The sequence below is a fragment of the Candidatus Nitrosarchaeum limnium BG20 genome (assembly GCF_000241145.1).
In the GTDB taxonomy this organism is placed as follows: domain Archaea; phylum Thermoproteota; class Nitrososphaeria; order Nitrososphaerales; family Nitrosopumilaceae; genus Nitrosarchaeum; species Nitrosarchaeum limnae.
On sequence record NZ_AHJG01000179.1, the window covers coordinates 1 to 1,834 of the forward strand.

2 protein-coding genes are annotated in these 1,834 nt (G+C 34.7%); both read right to left on the reverse strand.

What is annotated here, in order from left to right; all coding sequences use genetic code 11:
• The coding region (locus tag BG20_RS05745) for a DnaJ domain-containing protein (RefSeq protein ID WP_010192100.1) at nucleotides 1-170 on the reverse strand (170 nt) is incomplete at its 3' end.
• Nucleotides 171-214: 44 nt separating this feature from the next.
• Nucleotides 215-1,834: molecular chaperone DnaK (dnaK, locus tag BG20_RS05750; protein ID WP_010192102.1), on the reverse strand; the 1,620-nt coding region annotated here is incomplete at its 5' end.

Below are 1,834 nucleotides of genomic sequence, written 5' to 3' on the forward strand. Positions count from 1 at the left end.
AGAACAGCATATGCCTCAGAAATTTCTTTGAAATGTTCTCCTGCTTCAGCAGATTTATTTCGATCAGGGTGAAATTTCAATGCTAATTTTCTATACTGGGCTTTGATTTCATCAGAGCCTGATGTTTTTGAAACTCCTAAAACCTCATAATAGTCTCGTTTTGCAGCCATAAATTATCCTTTAATTGTAATTGGTGTATAAATTGTGTAATGTGTTAATTTTTAGTTTCATCAGTAGTAGATGATTCAGAGTTTTGTTGTGAATTACTATCATTCTGAGAATCGCCTTGACCAGCATTTTGTTGGTCTGAATTAGATTGGGATGCAGCATTTTTGTAAAGTTCTGTAGTAATTTCATTAACAAGTGATTTTAAGGTATCAAGTTTTGGTTTAAGAACATCAATTTCTTTATCAAGAGATTCTTTTACTTCTTTAACAGCATCAGTGACCTTAATACCCTGTTCTTGGGAGATTTTGTCTTTAAGATCATGGTTAACAAGTTTTTCAACAGTGTAAATAAAACTTTCAGCCTCATTTCTTAGATCAATTTTTTCTTTTTTCTTTTTATCCTCGTCAGAGAATTTTTCAGCGTCTTGTTTTAATTTCTCAATTTCTTCTTTTGATAATTTTGAGTTAGATGTGATGGTAATTTTTGCTTCTTTTTTTGTACCAAGATCTTTTGCAGCAACATTAATTATTCCGTTTGCGTCAATGTCAAATTTTACTTCAATTTGTGGAATCCCTCTTGGAGCAGGGGGCAAGTCTGTAAGATTAAAACTTCCCAATGAAACATTATCAGATGCCATAGGCCTTTCTCCTTGTACCACATGAATTGTAACTGCTGTTTGATTATCTGCTGCAGTGGTGAAAACTTTACTTTTTGATGTAGGTATTGTTGTATTTCTTTCAATCAATGGTTCTCGTACTCCACCTAAAGTCTCAATTCCTAATGTTAATGGAGTCACATCAAGCAATACGATATCACTGGTTACATCACCAGCAATGATTCCTGCTTGAATTGCAGCTCCCATAGCTACTGCTTCCATTGGATCTATGCCAGATTCAGGCTCTTTGCCAAGCACTTCACCAACAAATTTTTTCACCAGTGGAATTCTGGTTGGTCCACCAACCATCACGATTTTGCTAATATCTGATTTTGAAATCTTTGCATCTTCCAGTGCTTTTTCTATAGAAGGTTTACATCTTTCAATAATAGGTCGAATTAATTCATCGAGTTTTGCTCTTGTTAATCTTAGTTCAAGATTTTTTGCACCTGACGAAGGATCATGAGATATGAAAGGCAAATTAATGTCAGTTTCCATTATTGTGGAAAGTTCAATCTTTGCTTTTTCTGCAGCCTCTCTGATTCTGGCCATTGCAGTACTGTCTTTAGAGAGATCAATTCCCTCTTTTTTCTTGAATTCATCTAGAATGTAATTAATTACAACTTTATCCATATCTGTTCCACCTAACTGGGTATCACCAGAAGTACTCATTACTTCAAAGACACCGCCACCCATTTCCATTATTGTGACATCAAGTGTTCCACCACCAAAATCAAATACAAGAATTTTCATGTCTTGTTTTGTTTTATCTAATCCAAATGCTAAGGAAGCAGCTGTTGGTTCGTTTATTATTCTTACAACATCAAGACCTGCGATAGTACCTGCATCTTTAGTTGCTTGACGTTGATTATCATCAAAATATGCTGGTACTGTGATTACAGCCTTATCAACAGGTTCACCTATGAAAGCCTCTGCGTCTTTTTTGATTTTTTGGAGGATAAATGCTGAAATTTGTTGAGGTTTGTAGTTTTTGTCTTGTATTTTGAAAAG